The 24,210-nt window shown below is 63.8% G+C and carries 21 protein-coding genes and 1 pseudogene; 17 read left to right on the forward strand and 5 right to left on the reverse strand.

All coding sequences use genetic code 11. The features are described 5' to 3' along the window. Together CC207_RS27670 and CC207_RS15745 are read left to right on the forward strand one after the other, a co-directional pair. Positions 1–177, forward strand: a pseudogene (locus CC207_RS27670) (conjugal transfer protein TraR); the annotation flags it as partial. A gap of 10 nt (positions 178–187) precedes the next feature. Continuing rightward, positions 188–574: a carboxymuconolactone decarboxylase family protein gene (locus tag CC207_RS15745; protein ID WP_028689634.1), complete on the forward strand. Its 387-nt coding sequence runs from the start codon at positions 188–190 to the stop codon at positions 572–574. A gap of 332 nt (positions 575–906) precedes the next feature. Here the strand turns inward: CC207_RS15745 and CC207_RS15750 are convergent, their stop codons facing one another. Beyond that, the gene (locus CC207_RS15750; RefSeq protein WP_028689633.1) at positions 907–2,262 is read right to left on the reverse strand and encodes an amino acid permease; all 1,356 of its coding nucleotides are present in this window, start codon (positions 2,260–2,262) and stop codon (positions 907–909) included. 48 nt (positions 2,263–2,310) lie between these two features. Beyond that, complete coding sequence (locus CC207_RS15755) at positions 2,311–3,252, reverse strand: AEC family transporter (protein WP_028689632.1); 942 nt, start codon at positions 3,250–3,252, stop codon at positions 2,311–2,313. A 189-nt stretch (positions 3,253–3,441) separates the two neighbouring features. Here CC207_RS15755 and CC207_RS15760 point away from each other — a divergent pair, with 189 nt between their 5' ends. Together CC207_RS15760 and CC207_RS15765 are read left to right on the forward strand one after the other, a co-directional pair. Then, the gene (locus CC207_RS15760) at positions 3,442–5,076 is read left to right on the forward strand and encodes a phospholipase (protein WP_088852375.1); all 1,635 of its coding nucleotides are present in this window, start codon (positions 3,442–3,444) and stop codon (positions 5,074–5,076) included. A 14-nt stretch (positions 5,077–5,090) separates the two neighbouring features. Continuing rightward, complete coding sequence (locus CC207_RS15765; protein ID WP_062364522.1) at positions 5,091–5,279, forward strand: hypothetical protein; 189 nt, start codon at positions 5,091–5,093, stop codon at positions 5,277–5,279. Positions 5,280–5,398: 119 nt separating this feature from the next. On the opposite strand, the gene CC207_RS15770 is transcribed toward CC207_RS15765, so the two are convergent. Both CC207_RS15770 and CC207_RS15775 read right to left on the reverse strand, forming a co-directional pair. Next, the gene (locus CC207_RS15770) at positions 5,399–5,959 is read right to left on the reverse strand and encodes a response regulator transcription factor (RefSeq protein WP_028689629.1); all 561 of its coding nucleotides are present in this window, start codon (positions 5,957–5,959) and stop codon (positions 5,399–5,401) included. Continuing rightward, entirely contained in the window at positions 5,959–7,215 is a 1,257-nt protein-coding gene (locus CC207_RS15775) for an ATP-binding protein (protein WP_028689628.1), read from the reverse strand. The genes CC207_RS15770 and CC207_RS15775 overlap by 1 nt, the downstream gene beginning before the upstream one ends. A gap of 201 nt (positions 7,216–7,416) precedes the next feature. Here CC207_RS15775 and CC207_RS15780 point away from each other — a divergent pair, with 201 nt between their 5' ends. The 9 genes from CC207_RS15780 to CC207_RS15820 all read left to right on the forward strand — a co-directional run bounded on the left by CC207_RS15780 (position 7,417) and on the right by CC207_RS15820 (position 19,057). Then, entirely contained in the window at positions 7,417–8,139 is a 723-nt protein-coding gene (locus CC207_RS15780) for an SIMPL domain-containing protein (protein WP_028689627.1), read from the forward strand. A gap of 311 nt (positions 8,140–8,450) precedes the next feature. Then, positions 8,451–10,076 (forward strand): ABC transporter substrate-binding protein, encoded by a 1,626-nt coding sequence (locus CC207_RS15785; protein WP_062364524.1) that lies wholly within the window; start codon positions 8,451–8,453, stop codon positions 10,074–10,076. A gap of 213 nt (positions 10,077–10,289) precedes the next feature. After that, the gene (locus CC207_RS15790; protein ID WP_088852376.1) at positions 10,290–11,882 is read left to right on the forward strand and encodes an ABC transporter substrate-binding protein; all 1,593 of its coding nucleotides are present in this window, start codon (positions 10,290–10,292) and stop codon (positions 11,880–11,882) included. Positions 11,883–12,038: 156 nt separating this feature from the next. Continuing rightward, a complete protein-coding gene (locus CC207_RS15795; RefSeq protein WP_036985906.1) occupies positions 12,039–13,418 on the forward strand; it encodes an OprD family porin in 1,380 nt (459 codons plus the stop codon). A 72-nt stretch (positions 13,419–13,490) separates the two neighbouring features. Beyond that, positions 13,491–15,086 (forward strand): ABC transporter substrate-binding protein, encoded by a 1,596-nt coding sequence (locus CC207_RS15800; RefSeq protein WP_028689624.1) that lies wholly within the window; start codon positions 13,491–13,493, stop codon positions 15,084–15,086. Between the two features lie 76 nt (positions 15,087–15,162). After that, a complete protein-coding gene (locus CC207_RS15805) occupies positions 15,163–16,173 on the forward strand; it encodes an ABC transporter permease subunit (protein WP_028689623.1) in 1,011 nt (336 codons plus the stop codon). A 10-nt stretch (positions 16,174–16,183) separates the two neighbouring features. Next, positions 16,184–17,110 (forward strand): ABC transporter permease subunit, encoded by a 927-nt coding sequence (locus CC207_RS15810; protein WP_028689622.1) that lies wholly within the window; start codon positions 16,184–16,186, stop codon positions 17,108–17,110. A gap of 10 nt (positions 17,111–17,120) precedes the next feature. Next, entirely contained in the window at positions 17,121–18,089 is a 969-nt protein-coding gene (locus CC207_RS15815) for an ABC transporter ATP-binding protein (RefSeq protein WP_028689621.1), read from the forward strand. Further along, positions 18,089–19,057 carry a peptide ABC transporter ATP-binding protein gene (locus tag CC207_RS15820; RefSeq protein WP_069015842.1) on the forward strand — a complete coding sequence of 323 codons (969 nt, stop codon included), beginning with the start codon at positions 18,089–18,091 and terminating at the stop codon, positions 19,055–19,057. The genes CC207_RS15815 and CC207_RS15820 overlap by 1 nt, the downstream gene beginning before the upstream one ends. Positions 19,058–19,202: 145 nt before the next feature. On the opposite strand, the gene CC207_RS15825 is transcribed toward CC207_RS15820, so the two are convergent. Further along, complete coding sequence (locus tag CC207_RS15825; RefSeq protein WP_028689619.1) at positions 19,203–20,114, reverse strand: hypothetical protein; 912 nt, start codon at positions 20,112–20,114, stop codon at positions 19,203–19,205. Between the two features lie 228 nt (positions 20,115–20,342). Here CC207_RS15825 and CC207_RS15830 point away from each other — a divergent pair, with 228 nt between their 5' ends. The 4 genes from CC207_RS15830 (at position 20,343) to CC207_RS15845 (ending at position 24,131) form a co-directional block, all read left to right on the forward strand. Beyond that, positions 20,343–21,152: a nuclear transport factor 2 family protein gene (locus CC207_RS15830; RefSeq protein ID WP_028689618.1), complete on the forward strand. Its 810-nt coding sequence runs from the start codon at positions 20,343–20,345 to the stop codon at positions 21,150–21,152. Between the two features lie 65 nt (positions 21,153–21,217). After that, complete coding sequence (locus CC207_RS15835; RefSeq protein ID WP_028689617.1) at positions 21,218–22,624, forward strand: FAD-binding oxidoreductase; 1,407 nt, start codon at positions 21,218–21,220, stop codon at positions 22,622–22,624. A 33-nt stretch (positions 22,625–22,657) separates the two neighbouring features. Further along, positions 22,658–22,999 (forward strand): cupin domain-containing protein, encoded by a 342-nt coding sequence (locus CC207_RS15840; protein WP_028689616.1) that lies wholly within the window; start codon positions 22,658–22,660, stop codon positions 22,997–22,999. 52 nt (positions 23,000–23,051) lie between these two features. Beyond that, positions 23,052–24,131, forward strand: a complete 1,080-nt coding sequence (locus CC207_RS15845; protein ID WP_062364535.1) for a polyamine ABC transporter substrate-binding protein — start codon at positions 23,052–23,054, stop codon at positions 24,129–24,131. Positions 24,132–24,210 lie beyond the last annotated feature (79 nt).

Here is a 24,210-nt window from a genome sequence, read left to right on the forward strand (position 1 = left end):
GCCGAAGGCCTGGTGTTCCTGTGCCTGTACCTGGCCTACGGCCTGCATGTGGTGGCCTTCACCACTGGCATGCCGCTGGCCGGACGCCTTGAACGACTGATGCTGTTCTATGTGATGCCCGTGCTCGGGGTCGTGCTGCTGTACACCACGGCCCGCGCCTGGCGCCGCCAACACTAAGGAAAACAACATGGCTGACACGAAACAGACCGGCGAAGGCATTCGCCGCCAGGTGATGGGCGATGCCTTCGTCGATCGCGCCCTGGGCAACGCGACTGCGTTCACTCAACCGCTGCAAGACTTCGTCAACGAGCATGCCTGGGGGAGTGTCTGGGCCCGTGACGGGTTGCCGCTGAAGACCCGCAGCCTGATCACCCTGGCGGCCCTGACCGCGCTCAAGTGCCCGCAGGAGCTCAAGGGGCATGTACGCGGGGCGCTTAACAACGGTTGCACCGTTGAGGAGATCCGCGAGGCGCTGCTGCATTGCGCGGTGTATGCCGGGGTGCCGGCGGCGATTGATGCGTTTCGGGCGGCGCAGGAAGTAATTGATAGCTATCAGGCGAGTTCTAGCGATTAAGGGCGGGCGCCCTGGCCTCGTGACTGTTACCTATGTGGGTGAACTACTGTGTAACCCATGTGGGTGATCCATACAGCTTGGCGATCAGAAGATTAACCACCCCGTCCACTAGCGACAGCTGCGCCAGTCCAGGCGTCGCCTGAACTATCGCGCATTTAGAAGCAAGATCAAGATCAAATGATGCGAATTTGGAGATTAGACAGTTGGCAATATTTTGACTGCCTGTGATGGCAACCGAAAGATTGAAAACAGACTTGAATGACGATATTACGTCATCCAAGCCTGCTCGGCTTCAGGACACCATAAGCATCCCGAAACCGAACTAGATAAAATCAGGCCTGCCGCGCCTTCTTGATCCGGAACGCTACCCACAACACAGCAATCCACGCCGGAATCAACATCACCGAAATACGAATCGGCGGCGTCAGGTACATCACCACCAGGATCAGCACGATGAACGCCAGGCACAGGTAGTTGGTCAGCGGATGCCCCAGGCTACGGTAGAACGGCTGGATACCTGCCGCCAGCTTGGCCTTGCGGAATTTCAAGTGGGTGATACTGATGCTCGCCCAGTTGATCACCAACGCCGACACCGCCAAAGCCATGAGCAGGCCGAAGGCCTCACCCGGCATCAGGTAGTTGATCACCACGCACAGGCCGGTGGCGAAGGCCGACACGCCCAGCGCGGTGAGCGGCACGCCACGACGGCTGACCTTGAGCAGTTGGCGCGGCGCGTCACCCTGCGTGGCCAGGCCGAACAGCATGCGACTGTTGGCGTACACGCAGCTGTTGTAGACCGACAGCGCGGCGGTCAGCACCACGACGTTGAGGATCGTCGCCACCAGGTCGCTGTCCAGCTCGTGGAAGATCATCACGAACGGACTGCCGCCCTGCACCACCTTCTGCCACGGATACAGCGACAGCAGCACGGCCAGCGCGCCGATGTAGAAGATCAGGATGCGATAGACCACCTGGTTGGTGGCCTTCGGAATGCTCTCACGCGGGTTGGCCGCCTCGGCGGCGGTGATACCCACCAGCTCCAGGCCACCGAACGAGAACATGATCACCGCCAGCGCCATGATCAGCCCGGTGACGCCATTGGGGAAGAAGCCACCGTACTGCCACAGATTGGCGACGCTGGCATCCGGTCCGCCGTGGCCACTGGTCAGCAGCCAGGCACCGAAACCGATCATGCTGACGATCGCCACCACCTTGACCAGGGCGAACCAGAACTCCATTTCGCCGTATACCTTCACCTGAGTCAGGTTGATGGCGTTGATCACCACGAAGAAGATCGCCGCCGTAGCCCAGGTGGGGAAGTCCGGCCACCAGTACTGCACGTAGATGCCCACCGCGGTGAGTTCGGCCATGCCGACCAACACGTAGACCACCCAGTAGTTCCAGCCCGAGACGAAACCGGCGAACTCGCTCCAGTACTGGTGGGCAAAGTGGCTGAAGCTGCCGGCAACCGGCTCCTCGACCACCATCTCGCCCAGCTGGCGCATGATCAGGAAGGCCATCAGGCCGGCAATGGCGTAGCCCAGCAACACCGACGGGCCGGCCAGCTGGATGGTCTGGGCGATGCCCAGGAACAGCCCGGTGCCGATGGCCCCGCCCAGCGCGATCAGCTGGATATGGCGATTCTTCAGCCCGCGCTGCAAGCGCTCGGGCGTGCTCTGGTCTTGCATGAAGTGTCCTTTAGGTGAGGCAGTGTTATTGGTTTTGCTTGCAATGGACTAGATCCATCCACCCCATTGCAAGAAGAAAATCCCGATGTTCGTGGTGACGGCGGCCATCAGCGTGGTGATCACGATGATCGACGCCGCCAGCTCATGGTTGCCGTTGGCTTCCCGCGCCATCACATAACTGGCCGCCGCGGTGGGGCTGCCGATGTAGAGGAACAGGATGCCAAGCTCGGCACCGCGAAAACCGCACAACCAGGCGCCAAGCGTTCCCAGCACCGGCAGCCAGACCATCTTCACCAGGCTGACATCGATGGCCAACCGGCCACTGTCGCGCAGCGCCGTCAGTGACAGGGTGCCGCCGATGCAGATCAACGCCAGCGGCAAGGTCATCTGTGCCAGGTAGTCCCCCGAGGTCAGCAGCCAGTTGGGCAGCGGCACCTGACCATAGGCCATGGGCGTGGCCAGCAGCACGCTGATGATCAACGGGTTGCTGAGGATGCTCTTGCAGATGCTCCACGGGTCGGACTTCAGGTCCGGGCTGTACACCGCCAGGACCACCGTCGACAGCGAGTTGTACAGCAGGATCACCAGCCCGGCCAGCAGCGCGCCGAGGGATATACCGTAGTCGCCATACAGGCTGGCCGCCAGTGCCAGGCCGATCACGCCGTTGTTGCCGCGAAATGCGCCCTGCGTGTAGACGCCCCGGTCCGCCCGCGGACAGCGCCAGATCGCCAAGCCCCAGGCCAGGCCGAAACACGCCAGCGTCGCAACCACGAAGTAGAGGATCACCCCAGGCTTCACCGCAGACGCCAGGTCGGCATGGTAGATGCCGAGGAACAGCAACGCCGGCATGCACACGTTGAACACCAGCTTCGAGGCGACCCGGTTGAAGTTGTCGTCGATCAAGCGGATGCGCTTGAGCAGCACGCCCATGAACAGCATGGCGAACACAGGGGCCGTGATGTTCAGTGTCTGGATAAGAAGGGCAAGCATGCAACGTGTTCCCGGGAATTACCGTCAGGGGCGCAATCATACGTGAGTGCCGGGGAGTTGCGCCCGCCACAGTAGCCAGATGCCCGCACAAAGAGATCTTGACGTAGGAATTTTCCTGAATATAGTAAGAATTACTGTATATGTATACAGTATAAAAATGGACGATCCAGACATTGCAAGGAGCAAATCATGTCAGGAATGCACACTCTGCCTGTCGCCGCGAAGGCCCAGGCAACGCTGGTGGTCGCCGACCTCGAGCAGTTGTTCGAGGAACAGGGCGTCGCCCTGCCCGGCCCCGACAGCCATCTGATGTTGGTCATGCATGGCCACCACACCGTCAAGTATCACCGCCTTGCGCCGCCACCGGCACGCGGCCCATCCGCACGGCGCGGGCCGGAGCTGTTCTTCGAAGGCGGCGAACACACCGCCATCGGCGACAACACCCTGCTGCGCTTTGAAGCGGGTCAACCGGGTATCCCCGCCCATCAGTCGCCGCTGCCGTTGCCCAACGGCCTGAGCCTGACCTATGGCCAGGTGATTGCCTTGGGCGGCGACTTCTACGGTTTGCCCGAGCGCCCGATCGCCGATGGCGTCAACGACGCCGAACGGGTCGAGCGCTTCACCCAGGCCTTCGACTCCCTGGCGCGCCTGCCAGCGGCCAAGGCGGAAGCCGAACAGATCCTTGCGGTCATGCAGGAAGAAATCGGTGCCGCCAACCAGGCTATCAAGGACGGACGCCAGCCCCACGAGGCCTATGACGCGCTGGGTGACAGCCTGTCGGCGCGCTGGAACCGCATCACCGGGGGCGGCAGCTTCGCCTCCGACCTGTTCCCCCTGGGCCGCTACCTGAAACTGGCCGCCAGCAACTGGGACCACTTTGGCCCCTGGGCGCTGGCGGCCTACCAGGCCGGCCACGCCGCCGCCCTGCAGCAGGCGCTCAAAGCCCGCGCCAGCGGCGAGGAGCGCGACCTGCAACTGGCCTATGCGATGAACGCCTTCGCCGACCACTTCCTCACCGACCTGTTCTCCGCCGGCCACCTGCGGGTGCCGCGCAAGGCCCTGGCCAATACCGTCACGCCGAGTGACGTCGGCTCGCTGATCTCGCGCTTCATGCACGACGAGGACAGCAAGTACGGCCTGGCCGTGCGCAATGCCGAAGGCGAGCAATGGCGCGCCTACGGCGACAAGCGCTACTTCGACAGCGTCGATGTGGCCAACCGTCGCCAGGTGGGCCGCGCCGTGCAACGGTCGGCCGACGAGGTGTTCCAGGCCTTCGCCGAAGGCCGCGCGCCGGCGGCGAAGGACTTCGCGGCGCTGCGCCTGGCGCCCGACCTGCGGGCCGCCGAGCAGGACCTGGTGCCCGGCAACTTCGCCCCGCTGTACTTCCAAGACGGCAAGACCGTACTGCGGCGCAAGGATGTCAACGACCTCAACGATCGCACCCGCATCGGCGACTGGTGGGGCTGGAGCACCTACCTGCTGCTCAAAGACTACAAGCCGAACAAGCCCACCGGCTTCATCGATGCCCCGGGCACCTCGCCAGCGATCACCGGCTGGGAGCGCCGCGAGCCCGATGGCCTGAACTGGCAACGGGGCAACGCGGTGCGCTACGCCTTCAGCGTCACCGACCAGCTCAATGAGTCGTACATCGGCCCGTGGAGTGCCTATGTCGAGTTGACCGACCAGTTCCACCCGAGCGTGCAAGTGCCGGCGGACGGCAAGCAACGCGGGCGCAACCTGTTCCGCCAGTTCCGCGGCGGTTCACCGGAACTGATTGCCAGCCTGGACGGCAAGACCACGCTCTATATCGATCGCAACGCGTGACAAGGAGGTCACCGATGAATATCAAGGTCAAACTGGAACTGGCTTCGGGCCAGTCGATGGAGGGCATGCCGCTGGAGTTGCTGCGTGCTGGCAAGGTGATTGGCCGGGCGAAAGTGCCGGCGGGGGGACAGGTGGCGTTCGAGGCGCCATCGGGGGCTGGGCAGCTGGCGGTGCGGGTTGACCGCTCGGGAGGGAAAGCCTGACAAAACGCTGGGGGCCACTACGTGGCCCTTTCGCCGGCAAGCCGACTTCCACAGGGCATCGGTGATCCTTGTGGGAGCCGGCTTGCCGGCGATGGGGCGCGCAGCGTCCCCAGTGGACTTCAGCGCCGTACCGGGCGCTTCTGCAACTTGCGCTGCAGCGTGCGCCGGTGCATCCCCAGCGCCCGCGCCGTGGCGGAGATGTTGCCTTCGTGTTCGCTCAGCACCCGCTGGATATGCTCCCACTGCAGGCGATCCACCGACATCGGGTTTTCCGGCACCAGGGTGTCCAGGTCGGTGTGCTCCGAGAGCAGCGCCGCCAGTACATCGTCGGCGTCCGCCGGCTTGCACAGGTAGTTGCAGGCCCCGCGCTTGACCGCCTCGACCGCCGTGGCGATGCTCGAGTAGCCGGTCAGGATCACCACGCGCATCTCCGGGTCCAGCTCCAGCAGCTTGGGCAGCAGCACCAGGCCCGAGTCGCCTTCCATCTTCAGGTCCAGCGTGGCGTAGTCCGGCAGGTCCTGCTCAGCCAGCTTCAAGCCCTCTTCAGCAGAACCCGCGGTGCTCACGCGGAACCCGCGACGGGCCATGGCTCGCGCCATCACTCGGGTAAAGGTGGCGTCGTCGTCCACCAGCAGCAGGTGCGGCAGCTCTTCGCCTTCAACCTGGTTTTCTTCGCTCATCATGCATCTCCTCGCTTGCCATGGGGCAGGCGCAATTCGGTCAGGGTGCCACCCTGCTCATGACTATAGAGTTTCACCGAACCGCCCGCACGCGTCACGCTGGCCTTGCTCAAGAACAGGCCCAGGCCAAAGCCTTTGCCCTTGGTGGTAATGAAGGGTTTGCCGATGGCTTCGGCGATGGCCGGCGGTACGCCCGGGCCATGGTCGCGGATGCTGATGACGATGTCCTGGGCGTTCCAGTCCAGGCGCACTTCCAGGTCATCCGGGCAGGCATCGGCGGCGTTGTTCAACAGGTTCAGCAGCGCCTGGGTCAGGTCCGGCGGCGGTGTCAGCCGCGGCACCACGCCATCGCGCAGGCGCTGGAAGCGATAGCTGGCCTCCGGGCGCATCAGGTGCCAGCGGTTGAGTGCCTCGTCGAGCCAGGCGGTGACATCCTGCTCGATGATCGCCAGGCGCCGGTTGGCCTCGGCGGCGCGCACCAGTTGCTGCAGGGTCTCCTTGCACAGCTTGACCTGGTCCTGGAGGATCTGCAGGTCCTCCTGCAGCAGAGGATCGGCATGATCCTGGCGCATCTCGTTGAGCAGCACGCTCATGGTCGCCAGCGGCGTGCCCAGCTCATGGGCGGCGCCGGCGGCCTGGGTGGCCACGGCCAGCAGTTGCTCGTCGCGCAGGCTTTCTTCACGGCGTTCGGCGCGCAGGTTCTCCTGGCGGCGCAGCTCCTCGGCCATGCGCGCGGCGAAGAAGGTGATCACCCCGGCGGCCAGGGCGATGCTCAGCCACATGCCATAGACCTGCATGGTGTCGCGGGCCAGCGGCAGCGTTTCCAGCGGGTAGTACTGCACCAGCAGCAGGCTGTAGGCCACCAGGGCGATGCCCGAAAGCACCAACGAGTAGAGCCACGGCAGCGTGACCGCGGCGATCGCCAGCGGCACCAGATAATAGGAGACGAAGGGGTTGGTCGAACCGCCCGAGTAGTAAAGCAGCGCACTGTGGATCAGCAGGTCGCAGGCCAGCTGCAGCGCGTATTCAAGCTCGGTGACCGGCAGCGACAGGCGCAGGCGCAGGGCGGTGAACGCACAGAGCAGCGATGACAGGGCCAGCGTCACCGCCAGCGAGAACCACGGCAACGGCAGCAGCTCGGTCCAGTAGGCAACGCCCACGGAGCCGGCCTGGGCCGCCAGCACGAGAATGCGAATAAAGGTCAGGCGCCAGAGGTTCTGGCGTGTAGCGGACAACGGTTGTGCGACGGCGAGCATGAGCTCTCCCAATGAGTGCTCCAGGAAAATCGGCTGGAGTATACCGAAGCCGGGCGCCTCGCTGCAGCGATGCGGCAAAGCGCCACACTTTGTCACAGACTCATGATGGCATTTTTGAACCCACTACACTGTTGCCGGTCTGATCGGCCATGCGTGGAACGGATGTCCTCATCCACGCCTTATCTTGCCAAGGAGCTCCACATGCACATTTCCCGTCGCGGCGCCGCCGCTGTTGCCCTGTCCTGCGGCATGCTCGCCAACCTGCCGGCCCTGGCGGCCGACGAGCCGCGCTACAACCAGGTGTCGCTGCGCGCCGAAGTCAGCAAGGAAGTGGCGCGCGACCTGATGGTCGTGACGCTGTACAGCGAAGCCCAGAACAGCGACCCGGGCAAGCTCGCCAAGGAGATCACCGAGACCATGAACAAGGCCGTGCAGCAGGCCCGCCAGGTCAAGGATGTGAAGATCAGCCAGGGCAGCCGCAACAGCTACCCGATCTACGACACCAAGGGCCAGAAGATCACCGGCTGGCGCGAGCGCGCCGAGCTGCGCCTGGAGGGAGCCGACTTCCCGGCCCTGTCCAAGCTCACTGGCGAGCTGCTGCAGGACCTGAAAATGGGCGGCATGGACTTCTCCATCGCCCCGGCCACGCGTAAGAGCAACGAGGACGAGCTGCTCAAGGATGCCGTCGCCGCCTTCAAGGCACGCGCTCAGTTGGCCACCGAGGCCTTGGGCGGCAAAGGCTACAAGGTGGTCAGCCTGAACCTCAACAGCAGCGGCTACCCGCGTCCGTACCTGCGCAGCGCGCCGATGGCGATGATGGCCAAGGGCGCCGCCGACGAGGCTGCGCCGGCACCGGATATCGAAGCCGGCACCAGCGAAGTCAGCATGAGCGCCGATGGCCTGATCGAAGTTCAGGTCCCTTGACCCACCCAACCGGATGTTCGAGGCGTGCAGAACGTCTCGGACAACGGTTTCAGACCTTTCCTACGCACCAAACGGGTGCATCTGCTTGTCGCATAAAGTGCGAAACATCCTGAAATTTTCGCCCTTTTCACCCACGCAAACGATCAACATTCGCCAAAGTTATATGGATGCGACATCCATGTACGTCCGTACCACAATTTTGGCGCCAACCATCCTGCTGAGTGTTGCATTGGGAACACCCCCTGCATAAGTATCCGCAGGTCGGCTCACGAGGCCGCCTCAATTCGAAAAATGACAACAATGAGGCCACCATGCTCAAACACGCAGTCATTCCGTTCCTGTTAGGCGCAGGCTTGCTAGCCGGCGCTCCTTCTGCCCTCGCCGCATCCAACCTGGTGTTCTGCTCCGAAGGCAGCCCAGCCGGTTTCGACCCCGGGCAGTACACCACCGGAACTGACTTTGACGCCTCCGCCGAAACCATCTTCAACCGCCTGACTCAATTCGAGCGAGGCGGCACCGCGGTGATTCCGGGCCTGGCCACCAAGTGGGAGGTTTCCGACGATGGCAAGACCTACACTTTCCACCTGCGCGAAGGCGTGAAGTTCCATACCACCGAATATTTCAAGCCCACCCGCGAATTCAACGCCGATGACGTGCTGTTCACCTTCGAACGCATGCTCGACAAGAACCAGCCGTTCCGCAAGGCCTACCCCACCGAGTTCCCTTACTTCACCGACATGGGCATGGACAAGAACATTGCCAAGGTGGAGAAGATCGACGATCACACGGTGAAGTTCACCCTCGCCCAGGTCGACGCCGCGTTCATCCAGAACATGGCCATGCACTTCGCCTCGATCCAGTCAGCCGAGTACGCTGACCAGTTGCTCAAGCAGGGCAAACCCGCCGACATCAACCAGAAGCCCATCGGCACCGGCCCGTTCGTGTTCAGCAAATACCAGAAGGACGCGCAGATCCGCTTCAAGGGCAACAAGGACTACTGGAATCCCGAGGAAGTGAAGATCGACAACCTGATCTTCGCCATCAGCACTGACGCCTCGGTGCGCATGCAAAAACTGAAGAAGAACGAGTGCCAGGTGACGCTGTTCCCACGGCCGGCCGACATCGAGCCGCTGAAGGCGGACAAGAACCTGCAGATGCCCCACCAGGCTGGCTTCAACCTCGGCTACATCGCCTACAACGTGATGGACAAGGTCAAGGGCAGCAACGAAGCGAACCCCCTGTCCCAACTCAAGGTCCGCCAGGCGCTGGACATGGCGGTCAACAAGCAGCAGATCATCGAGTCGGTGTATCAGGGTGCCGGCCAGCTGGCGGTCAACGCCATGCCGCCGACCCAGTGGTCCTATGACGACACCATCAAGGACGCCGCATACGACCCAGAGAAGGCCAAGCAACTACTCAAGGAAGCCGGCATCAAGGAAGGTACCGAGATCACCCTGTGGGCCATGCCGGTGCAACGCCCCTACAACCCCAACGCCAAGCTGATGGCCGAAATGCTCCAGTCCGACTGGAAGAAGATCGGTATCAACGCCAAGATCGTCAGCTACGAGTGGGGTGAGTACATCAAACGCTCCAAGGCTGGCGAGCAGGGCGCCATGCTGATCGGCTGGAGCGGCGACAATGGTGACCCGGACAACTGGCTGGGCACCCTGTTCGGCTGCGACGCCATGGACGGCAACAACTTCTCCAAGTGGTGCTACAAGCCCTACGACGACCTGATCAAGCAAGCCAAGGCGACCTCCGATCAGGCCAAGCGCACCGAGCTCTACAAGCAGGCGCAACACATCCTCAAGGAGCAGGTGCCGATGACCCCCATCGCCCACTCCACCGTGTATCAGCCCATGAGCGCGAAAGTGAAGGACTTCAAGATCAGCCCCTTCGGCCTGAATTCCTTCTACGGGGTCAGCGTAGACAAGTAACGGCCGTGATCGTCCTGCCGGTTTTTCCGGCGGGACGATGACACGACCGGGCGATACGTAGGGCAATTCCCTCACGCTCGCCGGAACGCTCCCACTCCCAAATCAGTAGCGAAGCCCTGGCTCCCACATTCTGGCGCACCTATCGTCAGGACCGGGATGTTGCAGCCGCGTTTTGCCTGTCGCGGCCCGAAAAAGACGGACAAAGGATCTGCCATGCGCCTGACCACACTGTGTTCCACCCTGCTTGCCCTCGGCCTGCTGAGCCAGGCCCCGCTGAGCTTCGCCAACAACCTGGTGTTCTGCTCAGAGGGCAGCCCGGCGGGCTTCGACACCGCCCAGTACACCGCGGCCACCGACAACGACGCCGCCGAACCGATCTACAACCGCCTGGTCGAGTTCGAGCGTGGCGGCACCGCCGTGCAGCCAGGCCTGGCGACTGACTGGCAAGTGTCCGACGACGGCCTTAAGTACACCTTTCACCTGCGCCCCGGGGTGAAGTTCCATACCAACAAGGACTTCAAGCCCTCCCGCGACTTCAACGCCGACGACGTGCTGTTCACCTTCAACCGCATGCTCGACAAGAGCCACCCATTCCGCCAGGCCTACCCCACCGAGTTCCCGTACTTCATCAGCATGGGCCTGGACAAGAACATCGCCAAGGTCGAGAAGACCGACCCGCTGACCGTGGTCTTCACCCTCAACAAGGTCGATGCCGCCTTCCTGCAGAACATCGCCATGGCCTTCGCCTCGATCCTCTCCGCCGAGTACGCCGAGCACCTGCTGGCCGGCGGCAAGGCCAGCGACATCAACCAGAAGCCGATCGGCACCGGCCCGTTCGTGTTCCAGCGCTACCAGAAGGATTCGCAGATCCGCTTCAAGGGCAACAAGGACTATTGGGCACCGGACCGGGTGAAGCTCGACAACCTGGTGTTCTCGATCAACGTCGACCCTTCGGTGCGCATCCAGAAGCTGCGCCGCAACGAGTGCCAGATCACCCTGCACCCACGTCCGGCCGACCTGCCAGCGCTCAAGCAGGACGGCCAGTTGCAGGTGATGACCCAGCCCGGCTTCAACCTCGGCTACATCGCCTACAACACCCAGCACCCGCCGTTCGACCGGCTGGAGGTGCGCCAAGCCATGGACATGGCGGTGAACAAGAAAGCCATCATCGAGGCGGTCTACCAGGACGCCGGACAGGCCGCGTCGAACGCCATGCCGCCGACCCAGTGGTCCTACGACAAATCGATCAAGGACGCGCCCTTCGATCCGGACAAAGCCAAGCAGTTGCTCAAGCAGGCCGGGGTCAAGGAAGGTACCGAGATCACCCTGTGGGCCATGCCGGTGCAGCGCCCCTACAACCCCAATGCCAAGCTGATGGCCGAAATGCTCCAGGCCGACTGGAGCAAGCTCGGCTTCAAGGTGCGCATCGTCAGCTACGAGTGGGGTGAATACCTCAAGCGCATGAAGAACGGCGAACACGACATCGCCCTGATCGGCTGGACCGGCGACAACGGCGACCCGGACAACTGGCTGGGCACGCTGTTCAGTTGCGACGCCATCGGCAGCAACAACTACTCGCTGTGGTGCGACCCGCAGTACGACGCCCTGGTCAAGAAAGCCAAGCAGGTCACCGACCGCGACCAGCGCACCAGCCTCTACGAACAAGCCCAGCAACGCCTCAAGCAACAAGTGCCGATCACTCCGGTCGCGCACTCCACGGTCAACCAGCCGCTGAGCATCAGCGTGAAAGACTTCAAGGTCAGCCCCTTCGGACGCAACGTTTTCTCCGGCGTCAGCATCGATTGACCCTTCACGCGGGCGTGGGAGTGCAACCCACTCCCACGCCCGCGTGCAGCCCGGATTTGCCTGGCAACCCCAAGGCAGACACTGCAGTACCGCGTCACCGTGACAAGCCCGGCTCACAAGGTCGGGTGATAACTAAAAAAATATCAGGGAGCTTTCATGTTGATTCGTACCACAACCACCGCACTGGCCTTGTCCGTCGGCGCCTTCTGCGCCCTCGCCCAGGCCGAACCCGTGAGCCAGGACTTCGTGCCGTTCGCGCTCAAGTCCAGCAGTGAGCAGGCCGAAGCCAAAGGCTTCATCGATGGCCAGAGCCTGTCCGGCAGCACCCGCAACTGGTATGCCCGCGAACGCGCCACCCGTGCGCCGCTGTGGAAGTACACCAAGGGTGACGGCACCCGCCACGACACCCACAGCCGTGACAACTGGGTGCAGGGCACCATCCTCAACTACAGCTCGGGCTTCACCGAAGGCACCGTGGGCTTCGCCGTCGAGGCCGCGGCCTACAACGCCATCGCCCTCGAGCAGGGCCGCGCCGCCGTGGCCGGCCCGAACAACCGTACGCTGACCCACAGCGACGGAGACCCGATCGGCCAGTGGAGCAAGATGGGCCTGGGCAATGTCAAGGCCCGCATCTCCAACACCACGCTGACCGTGGGCCGCCAGTCGGTCGACACGCCGATGATCGCCTATATCGGCAACCGCGCATTGCCGTCGAGCTTCCAGGGTGCGTTCCTGCATAGCGCCGAGTTCGAGAACCTGTCGTTCGACGTGGGTACCTTCGACCGCGTCTCGCCGCGTACCGAGCAGAGCCTGAGCAAGTTCCGCAGCGAATACGGCAACGGCAGGGAAACCGACCGCGCCAGCACCGTCGGCCTCAACTACCAGCCGCTCAAGAGCCTGACCACCAGCCTCTACGCCACCAAGGTCGAGGACTTCTGGAACCAGTACTACTTCGGCGCCAACCACGTGCTGGGCGACAGCGCGGTGCTGAGCCTGACCACCGGTCTGAACTACTACAAGACCGTGGACGAAGGCAGCAAGAAGATGGGCGAGATCGACAACGACACCTACAGCCTGTCGTTCGGCCTGACCCACCAGGCCCATACCCTCAGCGCCTCCTGGCAGCAGGTCAACGGCAACGAATACTTCGACTACCTGCACGAAACCAACGGCATCTACCTGGCCAACTCCCTGCTGTCGGACTTCAACGGTCCGAACGAAAAGTCCCTGCAGATCAGCTATGTGCTGAACATGGCGCCGTATGGCGTGCCGGGCCTGAAGTTCAACGTCTACAACGCCCGCGGCTGGGGCATCGACGGCACCCATTACAAGGGCACCGCCTATGACGTCCGTGGCCAGGACGGCGAAAACCACTACGAGTGGGGCATCGGCACCAGCTACGCGGTGCAAAGCGGCATGCTGAAGGACACCACCATCCGCGCCACCTATACCGCCCACCGTGCCAGCAAGGCCCAGGCCGACGGCAGCCTCGACGAGCTCCGCGTCGTGACCACCATTCCGTTCAACATCCTCTGACCGTTGGCGCCACGGCCCGACTCCCCACGGGCCGTGGCGGCTACGCTGGAACTAGCACTGCAGGGAGGTTCCATGAAAATGCTACCGCTACGTGCTGCCTTGGCAGCCGTCATCCTGGGCGCCGCATCGAATCTGGCGGCCAAGCCGCTGGTGGTGTGCACCGAAGCCAGCCCGGAAGGCTTCGACATCGTCCAGTACACCACCGCCGTGACCGCCGACGCCACGGCCGAGGCCATCTTCAACCGCCTGGTCGACTTCAAGCCCGGCACCACCGAGATCCAGCCGGCCCTGGCCACCAGCTGGGACGTCAGCCCCGACGGGCTGGTCTATACCTTCCACCTGCGCGAAGGCGTCAAGTTCCACACCACCGACTACTTCACCCCCACCCGCGACTTCAACGCCGATGACGTGCTGTGGAGCCTGAACCGCCAGTTGAAGAAAGACCACCCATGGCACGACAAGACCAGCGTCGGCTACCCCTATTTCGAGAGCATGGCCTTCAAGGACCTGCTCAAGTCGGTCGAAAAGACCGACGACCACACCGTGGTGATTACCCTGACCCGCCCGGAAGCACCCTTCCTGCGCGACCTGGCCATGGCCTTCACCTCGATCTACTCCGCCGAGTACGGCGACCAGTTGCTCAAGGCCGGCAAGACCGGCGATCTCAACAGCAAGCCGATCGGCACCGGCCCGTTCGTGTTCCAGCGCTACAGCAAGGACGCCCAGGTTCGATACAAGGCCAACCCGGACTACTTCCGCGGCAAGCCGCCAGCCGACGGGCTGATCTTCGCCATCGCCACCGACAGTAACGTGCGCCTGCAAAAGTTGCGTGCCAACGAGTGCCAGATCGCCCTGTACCCCAAGCCTGACGACGTGCCGGGGATCAAGACCGATCCAAAACTCAAGGTTGCCGAGATCGAGGCGCTGGTCACCGGCTACATCTCGATGAACACCCAGCACAAGTACCTGAGCGACGTGCGCGTGCGCAAGGCGATCAACATGGCCTTCGACCGCCAGACCCACGTCGACCAGCTGTTCGGCAAGGGCAACGCGCTACCGGGGGTCAACCCGTACCCGCCGACCATGATCGGCTACAACACCGACAACAAGAACCCGCCCCACGACCTCGACAAGGCCCGTGCCCTGCTCAAGGAAGCCGGCGTGCCGGAAGGCACGGTGATCACCCTGTTCACCCGCAACGGCGGCGGCCCGACCAACCCCAACCCGCGTCTGTCGGCCGAAATGCTTCAATCCGACCTGGCCAAGATCGGCATCAAGCTCGACATCCGCGTGATGGAATGGGCCGAAATGCTGCGTCGCGCCAAGAAGGGCGAGGCCGACCTGGTGTCGGCGGGCTGGGCCGGCGACAACGGCGACCCGGACAACTTCCTCACGCCGATGCTCAGCTGCGATGCGGCCAAGAGTGGCGAGAACTACGCGCGCTGGTGCAACCAGAAATTCCAGGACCTGATCACCCGCGCCCGCGAAGTGATCGACAACGACGAGCGCGCCAAGCTCTATAACGAGGCTTTGGCGGTGTACGATGAAGACCAGCCGTGGATCAGCATGGCCCACCCGAAAATGTTCACCGCCATGCGCGCGAACGTCGAAGGCTATGTGATCAACCCACTGACCAACAACAACTTCGCCACCACCCGGGTGAAGTAGAACAACAACAGCCGCCGGACCTTGTGCAAGAGGCCCCGGCGGCGCGCCGTTACCGGCTGATGAGGTACCCCTGACAATGTTGAGTTTTATTGCCCGACGCCTGGGTCTGCTGATCCCGACCTTCTTCGGTATCACCCTGCTGACCTTCGCGCTCATACGCCTGATCCCCGGCGACCCGGTCGAAGTGATGATGGGCGAACGCCGGGTCGACCCCGAAATGCACGCCCAGGCCATGGAGCGCCTGGGCCTGAACAAACCGCTGCCGGCCCAGTACCTGGACTATGTCGGCAAGCTCGCCCAGGGCGACCTCGGCGAATCCCTGCGCACCCGTGAAAGCGTATGGAACGAGTTCCTCACCTTATTCCCGGCAACCCTGGAGCTGGCCATGGCCGCCCTGCTGTTCGCCGGGGTCATCGGCCTGCTGGCCGGGGTGATCGCCGCGCTCAAGCGCGGCTCGCTGTTCGACCACGGGGTGATGGGTATCTCCCTGGCCGGCTACTCGATGCCGATCTTCTGGTGGGGCCTGATCCTGATCATGTTCTTCTCGGTAAGCCTGGGCTGGACGCCGGTCTCCGGACGCATCGACCTGCTCTACGACATCGAACCGAAAACCGGCTTCATGCTCATCGACACGCTGCTCAGCGACGAGGAAGGCGCGTTCAAGGATGCAGTGATGCACCTGATCCTGCCGGCCATCGTGCTGGGCACCATCCCGCTGGCGGTGATCGCCCGCATGACCCGTTCGTCGATGCTCGAGGTGCTGCGCGAGGACTACATCCGTACCGCCCGCGCCAAGGGCCTTTCGCCGTCGCGCGTGGTGTTCATCCACGGCTTGCGCAACGCGCTGATCCCGGTGCTGACCGTGTTCGGCCTGCAGGTCGGCACGCTGCTCGCGGGCGCCGTGCTCACCGAAACCATCTTCTCCTGGCCGGGCATCGGCAAATGGCTGATCGAGGCCATCGGTGCCCGTGACTACCCCGTGGTCCAGAACGGCATCCTGTTGATCGCCTGCCTGGTGATCCTGGTCAACTTCGTCGTGGACATCCTCTACGGCCTGGCCAACCCACGCATCCGTCATCAGCGCTGAGGACTCCGCCATGACCAGCCCGATTCCAAAATCCGTCACCCCGCCCAGCGTGGTCGACCAAAGCTTGCTCTACCCCTCGCCATACAAAGAGTTCTGGCAGGCCTTCTCGCGCAACAAGGGCGCGGTGGCCGGCCTGGCCTTCATGACCCTGGTGGTGTTCTGCGCCCTGTTTGCCCCCTGGGTCGCGCCGCACAACCCCAGCGAGCAGTACCGCGACTTCCTGCTCACCCCACCGGTGTGGCTCGAAGGCGGCACCTGGCAGTTCATCCTCGGCACCGACGAACTGGGCCGCGACCTGCTCTCGCGCCTGATCCAGGGCGCCCGCCTGTCGCTGCTGATCGGCCTGTCATCGGTGGTGATGTCGCTGATCCCGGGCATCCTGCTGGGCCTGCTGGCCGGCTTCTTCCCGCAGATCCTCGGCCCCTCGATCATGCGCCTGATGGACGTGATGCTGGCCCTGCCATCGCTGCTGCTGGCCGTGGCCATCGTCGCCATCCTCGGCCCAGGCTTGATCAACACGGTGATCGCCATCGCCATCGTCTCGCTGCCCTCCTACGTGCGCCTGACCCGCGCCGCGGTGATGGGCGAGCTGAACCGCGACTATGTCACCGCCGCGCGCCTGGCCGGCGCCGGCCTGCCACGCCTGATGTTCGTCACCGTGCTGCCCAACTGCATGGCGCCGCTGATCGTCCAGGCAACGCTGAGCTTCTCCTCGGCCATTCTGGATGCCGCCGCCCTGGGCTTCCTCGGCCTCGGCGTCCAGCCGCCGACCCCCGAGTGGGGCACCATGCTGGCCTCGGCCCGCGACTACATCGAGCGCGCCTGGTGGGTGGTGAGCCTGCCCGGCCTGACCATCTTGCTCAGTGTGCTGGCAATCAACCTGATGGGCGACGGCCTGCGCGATGCGCTGGACCCGAAACTCAAGAACGCCGCCTGAGGAGAACGCCATGTCACTGTTGCAGATCAACAACCTGAACGTGCGCTTCGGCGACGCCAATGCCGTGCCCGTGGTGGATGGCCTCGAACTGAGCGTGGACGCCGGCGAGATCCTCGCCATCGTTGGCGAGTCCGGCTCCGGCAAGTCCGTCACCATGATGGCCCTGATGGGCCTGATCGACGCCCCTGGGCGCATCACCGCCGACGTGCTCAACTTCGACGGCATCGACATGCTCAAGCTCAGCGGCCGCCAGCGCCGCAAAGTGGTGGGCAAGGACATCGCCATGGTCTTCCAGGACCCGATGACCGCGCTCAACCCCAGCTACACCGTGGGCTACCAGATCGAGGAAGTGCTGCGCCAGCACCTCGGCCTGAAAGGCAAGGCCGCGCGCCAGCGTGCCCTTGAGCTGCTGAAGAAAGTCGAGATCCCGGCCGCCGAAAGCCGCCTGGACGCCTACCCGCACCAGCTGTCCGGCGGCATGAGTCAACGGGTGGCGATCGCCATGGCCATCGCCGGCGAGCCGAAGCTGCTGATCGCCGACGAACCGACCACTGCCCTGGATGTGACCATCCAGGCGCAGATCATGGAGCTGTTGGTCAACCTGCAGAAGGAGCGCAACATGGCGCTCATTCTCATCACCCACGACCTGGCGGTGGTCGCCGAGACCGCCAAGCGCGTATGCGTGATGTACGCGGGCCAGGCCGTCGAAGTCGGCCAGGTGCCGGAGCTGTTCGACATCCCCGCCCACCCGTACAGCGAAGCGCTGCTGGCGGCCATCCCCGAGCACAGCATCGGCGCCGAGCGCCTGGCCACCCTGCCCGGCATCGTCCCCGGCCGCTATGACCGCCCGCAAGGCTGCCTGCTGTCGCCGCGCTGCCCCTATGTCCAGGAAAACTGCCGCCGGCAGCGCCCGGCCCTCGATCCCCAGGCCCACAGCCTGGTGCGTTGCTTCTATCCGCTGAACCAGGAGGTGGCGTGATGGCCGTCGTTCTTTCCGCTCGTGAGCTGACCCGCCACTACGAAGTCTCCCGCGGCATGTTCAAGGGGCATGCGCTGGTCCGCGCGCTCAACGGCGTGTCGTTCGAACTGGAGGCCGGCAAGACCCTGGCCGTGGTCGGTGAGTCCGGCTGTGGCAAATCGACCCTGGCCCGGGCCCTGACCCTGATCGAGGAACCCTCCTCCGGCTCGCTGCAAATCGCCGGCCACGAGGTCAAGGGCGCCAGCAAGGACCAGCGCAAGCAACTGCGTCGCGACGTGCAGATGGTGTTCCAGAGCCCCTACGCCTCGCTCAACCCACGGCAGAAGATCGGCGACCAGCTCGCCGAGCCACTGCTGATCAACACCTCGCTGAGCAAGACCGAGCGTCGCGAGAAAGTGCAGAAGATGATGGAGCAGGTGGGCCTGCGCCCCGAGCACTACCAGCGTTATCCGCACATGTTCTCCGGCGGACAGCGCCAGCGCATCGCCCTGGCCCGGGCAATGATGCTGCAGCCCAAGGTGCTGGTGGCCGACGAGCCGACCTCGGCCCTCGACGTGTCGATCCAGGCCCAGGTGCTGAACCTGTTCATGGACCTGCAAAAGGAGTTCAACACCGCCTACGTGTTCATCTCCCACAACCTGGCGGTGGTACGTCATGTGGCCGACCAGGTGCTGGTGATGTACCTGGGGCGGCCGGCGGAGATGGGACCGAAGGAAGATATCTACGAGAAGCCGTTGCACCCGTACACGCAGGCGCTGCTGTCTGCGACCCCGGCGATCCACCCGGATCCGCTCAAGCCGAAGATCCGCATCGCCGGTGAACTGCCCAACCCACTGAATCCGCCGGATGGTTGCGCGTTCCACAAGCGTTGCCCTTATGCCACCGACCGTTGCACCAAGGAAGTACCGGCGTTGCGGCAGGTGAGTACACGGCAGGTGGCTTGCCATTATGCCGAGCAGTTCCTGTAGCGGGATGCCCCAATGAGAACGCCGCCCTTCGGGGCGGCGTTTTCATTTTTCAGTGCATGAACAATGCAATCAGGATGATCACGGGAATAGGTACTCCGAGCATCCACAGCAATAATGAGCGCATGACAGATCTCCTTGTTCCAAGTTATCGGATCGGTGCAGCGGTGTGGCGCACGTTGTAGTCGGCCGGACTGCCTTGCAGCCACTGCACCCGGTCACGCTGCCGGCCGCCGAACAATGCCGCCAGGCTGGCGAAGAAGGCGCCGCAAAGCAGGGCGACGAAGGTCCACAACGCCGTCCAGGCCGCCGCCTTGGTCGCAACGTCTGCAGCTTGTTTGGCCTCGAGCTTGGCTTGCTGCAGCTGCGCATAGACCTGATCGACCCGGGCTTCAGCCTCGGGTTGTGTCAGGCGTGTGCGCTGGGCGACAACCTGGGCCAGGTAGGTCCGGTCCTCCGGCGAAAGTGCGCCCCCCTGGACTAGCGAGCGTGTCAGAATGCGCGCCGCCACACCATTTGCCGCGTCGTCACTGACCGCCACCGGGCCTTGGCCGCGGAACAAGCCATCGACGAAGTAGCCCATCGAGTCCCGGCCTTGACGATCGCTGCCAGCCACGCCTGCAGCCGCAGTGGCGCCAGCCACCCCGGACGCTGCAGTAACACCGGCTCCCAGCAGGTTGCCCGCAGTACCCAGCACCAACAGGGCGGCCACGAGCGTGGCAACCGCCCAGGCCAGGAAGCCATGGGCAGTGTCGCGGAAATACACTTCGTCGCCGTGCAGGTTGGCCCATTTCACGCGAAGACGTCCCGCGATGTAACCACCTAGACCCGAGGCCAGTATCTGGGTGATCAATAGCCAGATGATGGTTGAAATGCCAAGGACCTTGGCGCTGGCGCCTTCGTCGGCCCAAGGCGAGGTGGCGGCCAGCCCCAACCCTGATCCCAATATCACCAGGATCAGGGACAATGCGGCCGCTGCTGCTGCGCCAGCGAAGATCGCGGCCCAGGAAACACCGGAGCGATTGGGGTCGTTGGTGGGGTAATCGGCAGGTGTGATCATGATTTCGACGCCTTATCTGAGGGGAGGTCCGTTCTCGGGTAAGGCGGTGCAGGTGCTGTGCCACTTTGTGTCAAAACATGACTTCTTTATAAATCAGGTAGTTGGCTTGTAGGAAATCGCTGAACATCATGCAAAATGCCAGATCGTGCCGAAAAAGACATGGCCTTCTGCAATCCTGAATGCAAGCGTTCTTGTCAGACCGGGACATGACGAGGCACCATCAGCGGCATGTCTATCACCACCGTCCCCGACGGCCCTGGGCAGACCCCGCTCACCGCCGACACCGTCATGCGCTACCACCTGTGCTGGAAGCATCGCGACCTGGACGGGGTGATGGCGCTGTACCACCCAGACATCCAGTACCACGACTTCTTCCAGAACCGCGTGCTCGGCTTCGACGAACTGCGCGACTACGTGCGCGCCTGCCTACCCCATGAAGCCGGCGAGGACATCGTCCACAGCGACCGCATCCGCGTCGACGGCTGCACAGCGTTCATCCAGTACCAGGTCACGGTCCAGGGCGGCCAGGGATTGGTGGCGTTCCAGTCCAGCGAAGCGATCACGGTCCGGGACGGGCTGATCTGGCGGGTCAACGAATACGCCACCCTGGTGCGCCAGGGCGGCAATGCCAGCCTGCCGCACGGCCCGCGCCCGGCGACCAGCCGCCTGGGCCTGTCACCGCGCCAGCTGTCGACCATGGCCCAGGACCTGGAGCATTACTTCCAGGCCCAACGTCCCTACCTCGACCCGGAGCTCGACCTGCAGCAGGTTGCCGACGAAAGCGGCTACAGCCGCAACCAGATCTCCTACCTGCTCAACCAGGTGCTCGGTCAGAGCTTCTACCGCTACGTCAACCAGGCGCGCCTGCAACACCTGATAGCCAGCCTCGATGCTGGCAGCGCGCGTACAGCTATCGACGAACTGGCGTTCAATGCCGGCTTCAACTCGCTGTCAGCCTTCTACAAGTGCTTTCGCGAGCACACGGGACTGTCGCCCAAGGCCTACCTCAAGCAAATTTCCCTGCGTGCACGCACGTAAGACAGCCCGCCTTGCGCTTCACTAGGATCGCCCACAGACCTCGACCGGATGTGGAGCCCGACCCGATGCAACCCCTGCGCACGATCAGCCTGTGGATGGACCAGCTCGACGAGCCCCTGTGCGCGCGCCCGGCCCTGCGCCAGGACCTTGATGTCGATGTGTGCATCATCGGCGCCGGTTACACCGGCCTGTGGACCGCTTACTACCTCAAGCACCAGGCGCCGCAGTTGAACATCGCCGTGATCGAGGCCAATATCGCCGGCTTCGGCGCCTCCGGACGCAACGGCGGCTGGCTGATGGGCAACCTGCTGGGCGAGGATCGCCTGCTGGCCACGCTCTCGCCGCAGCAGCGGCGTGAAAGCATCGACCTGCTGCACGGCATTCCCGACGAAGTCCACGATGTGCTCCTGCGCGAAGGCATCGCCTGCGACTACCGCAAGGGCGGGGTGCTGTACTGCGCCGCCCGTTACCCGGAACAGGAACGCAGCCTGCGCGCCTGGCTCGATGACCTCTACCGCCAGGGCATGAACGAGGACGACTACCGCTGGCTGCGCCCCGAACAGCTGGATGCCCAGTTGAAGGTCAGCAACCCCTACGGCGCCCTCTACAGCCCGCATGTGGCCACGATCCAACCGGCCAGATTGGTGCGCGGCCTGGCACGGACGGTCGAGGCCATGGGCGTGCCGATCTACGAAAACACCCCGGCCATCGACTGGCAGACCGGCGAAGTGCGCACCCCACTGGCACGCATCCGCAGCCATTGGATGGTGCCGGCCGTCGAAGGCTACGCCGCCAGCTTGCCCCCGCTCGGGCGGCACCAGTTGCCGGTGCAGAGCCTGCTGGTGGCCACCGAGCCGTTGCCCGAGTCGACCTGGGAACAGATCGGCCTGAGCCAGGGCCAGGCCTTCAGCGAAAACAGCCGCCAGGTCACCTACGGCCAGCGCAGCGCCGACAACCGCCTGGTGTTCGGTGCCCGCGGCGGCTACCGCTTCGGCGGTCGCCTGCGCGAGAACTTCACCCTCACCGACAACGAGATCGAGCTACGCCGCTACCTGTTCGGCGAGCTGTTCCCGCAGCTCAAGCATGTGCGCATCACCCATTCCTGGGGCGGCAACCTGGGCATGGCCCGGCGCTTCCGCCCGCACATGCTGTGCGATCGCCAGCGCGGCATCGCCCTGTCCGGCGGCTACGGCGGCGAAGGCGTCGGCGCCACCAACCTGGGCGGACGCACCCTGGCGGCCCTGATCCTCGGCCAGCACAACGCGCTCACCGCCCAGCCCTGGGTGCATGACAACCGCCCGCTGGCGAGCCTGGCCAGCTGGCCACCTGAGCCCTGCCGCTGGCTGGGCTACAACGCGATCATCCAGAGTTTCGTCCACGAGGACCGGACCCTCGCCAACCCGGCCAGTGCCCCCTGGCGGCGGCGCCTGGCCAGCGGGTTGGCCGACTTCATGGAAGGTTTCATGCACTGACTTCCCTTCATCACCACACAGGATCCACCGGTCATGAGCATCACCCAGTTCAAGCACACCGACAGCGTTATCCTGGACAGCGCCACCCCGGTTGCCGTGCCCCTCGGCGAGCCGGTTGCGGTCACCTCGGTCACCTGCATCGAACGCAATGACGGCGTCGAGACCGGGATATGGGAGTGCACCCCGGGGCGCTGGCGGCGGCAGATCGTGCAACAGGAGTTCTGCCACTTCATCAAGGGCCGCTGCACCTTCACCCCAGATGGCGGCGAGCCGCTAGTCATAGAAGCCGGAGACGCCCTGATGCTACCGGCCAACAGCGTCGGCACCTGGGATATCCAGGAGACCGTGCGCAAGACCTACGTACTGATTTTCTGATCCGCTGATCGCCTGCCTTCGATAACAACAGACAAAGCAAGGTAACCCCGACATGCGCACGCTCCTTATCGCTCCCCTGATGCTGGCCGCAAGCGTTGCCGGCGCCGCCGACTCGGTGAAGATCTACAACTGGTCGAGCTACATCGCCCCGGACACCCTGAAGAGCTTCCAGCAAACCACCGGCATCGTGCCCACCTACGATGTGTTCGACAGCAACGAGACACTCGACGGCAAGCTGATGACCGGCAACTCCGGCTACGACGTGGTGTTCCCGTCCAACCACTTCATGGCCCGGCAGATCCAGGGCAAGGCCCTGAAAAAACTCGACAAGTCGCAGCTGCCGAACTGGAAGAACCTCAACCCGGTGCTGCTCAAGGCGCTGGAGGTGAACGACCCGGGCAACCAGTACGGCTTCCCCTACCTGTGGGGCAGCACCGGCATCGGCTACAACATCGACAAGGTCAAGGCGGTGCTCGGCGACAACGCGCCCATCGACTCGTGGGACCTGTTCTTCAAGCCCGAGTACCTCTCCAAGCTCAAGCGCTGCGGCGTGGCCGTACTGGACAATGGCCCCGAGCTGCTGCCGATCGCCCTGCACTACCTGGGCCTGCCGCACCACAGCCAGAACCCGGCGGACTACGACAAGGCCAAGGCGTTGCTGATGACAGTGCGCCCGTACATCAGCTACTTCCACTCCTCGAAGTACACCGGCGACCTGGCCAATGGCGATGTGTGCCTGGTGGTGGGCTTCTCGGGTGACGTGCTGCAGGCAAAGAACCGCGCCGAGGAGGCGAAGAACGGGGTGAAGGTGGGCTACTCGATTCCGAAGGAAGGCGCGCCGATGTGGTTCGACATGGTCGCCATGCCGGCCGATGCGCCCAACGAGAAAGCCGGGTACGCCTACATGAACTATCTGTTGCAGCCGGAAGTGATGGCGAACATCAGCAACTTCGTGCAATACGCCAATGGCAACCAGCAGGCCGACGGGCTGGTGGACCCGGCGATGAAGGGCAACACGATGATCTACCCGAGCGCGGATGTGATGGGCAAGCTGTATGCCCTGGAGGCGATGCCGGCGAAGATCGACCGGATCAGGACGCGGATCTGGACCAGCATAAAAGCAGGGAATTGATTGCGGGTATTACGCAGCCCCTGTAGGAACGGCCTTGCCGAGGCGTCGGCAAGGCCGCTGCTACAGGATCAGATGAAGG

Origin of the sequence: Pseudomonas sp. DrBHI1, assembly GCF_002205115.1 — a bacterium.
Lineage (GTDB): Bacteria > Pseudomonadota > Gammaproteobacteria > Pseudomonadales > Pseudomonadaceae > Aquipseudomonas > Aquipseudomonas mosselii.